We start from the raw sequence: 1,194 nt of genomic DNA, 5'->3' as shown, positions 1-1,194 counted from the left end.
TGACATCTTGTCAGTTTATGGTTTCAGGTTCTATTTCACTCCCCTTACCGGGGTTCTTTTCGCCTTTCCCTCACGGTACTTCTCCGCTATCGGTAGCTGTTCAGTATTTAGCCTTGGATCGTGGTCGACCCGGATTCAGACAGGGTTTCACGTGCCCCGCCTTACTCAGGATTCCGCAGGAGACTTCTTCATTTCGGGTACGCGGCTTTCACGCTCTATGACGCTCCTTCCCAGAAGCTTCCCCTATAATTCAGTTTTCTACAAACTCCTTATGCGGTCCTACAACCCCACTCAAAGTGGTTTGGGCTCCTCCCCGTTCGCTCGCCGCTACTTGGGGAATCTCTTTTGATTTCTGTTCCCGAGTTACTTAGATGGTTCACTTCACTCAGTTTCGCTCCCGTGCACTATATATTCATGCATTCGGGTTCATGATTGCTCATGTGGATTACTCCATTCGGATATCCGGGGATCACAGGATATGTGCTCCTTCCCCCGGCTTTTCGCAGCTTATCACGTCCTTCTTCGCCTGACAGCTCCAAGGCATCCGCCATAAACCTTTATTCGCTTGACCATATTATTTTTTCCGCTTCTAAGCCTTTCCATCTTTCCGCAGTCTGGGTCTTTTTTATTCAAGCTTTTTTCCCTTTCCACTCGGCTTTCCGCGTCTTTTTCCTTCTTCCATACCTTTTCAGGTACGGCTTCCGTCCTTCCTTCGTAATTTCAAAAAACGTCGTAAAAATCACTTCGTGATTTTTACTTACCGAGTTTTAATTTGCTCGCAAAAGGCTCGCATTTTTTACTTCGTAAAAAACCATTAAAACTCGAAAGGCCTTCAACAGACCGGAGAAGGAAACAATCTACTCTTATTTGTGCGTACACAAACACTTTCATTCCTTTTCTTAAAAGGAGGTGATCCAGCCGCACCTTCCGGTACGACTACCTTGTTACGACTTCACCCCCCTCACGAAGCGTACATTCTGAATGGTCCCCATTGCGGTTATACTCACGACTTCTGGTACCCCCCACTCGGATGGTGTGACTGGCGGTGTGTACAAGGCCCGGGAACGTATTCACCGCACCGTGCTGATGTGCGATTACTAGCGATTCCAGCTTCACGGAGTCGGGTTTCAGAATCCGATCCGAACTACGATGGGTTTTCTGCGTTTTGCTCCGTATCACTACTTCGCCTCACTC

At 48.0% G+C, this 1,194-nt stretch carries 2 rRNA genes; both read right to left on the bottom strand.

Going from position 1 to position 1,194, the window contains the following annotated elements:
• Positions 1 to 571, bottom strand: a 23S ribosomal RNA gene (locus VZT47_RS10545); the annotation flags it as partial.
• A 331-nt stretch (positions 572 to 902) separates the two neighbouring features.
• Positions 903 to 1,194 (bottom strand): 16S ribosomal RNA (locus VZT47_RS10540); the annotation flags it as partial.

The sequence above is a fragment of the Dialister sp. genome (assembly GCF_036343215.1).
In the GTDB taxonomy this organism is placed as follows: domain Bacteria; phylum Bacillota; class Negativicutes; order Veillonellales; family Dialisteraceae; genus Dialister.
This window is presented reverse-complemented; position numbering and strand designations above follow the sequence as displayed.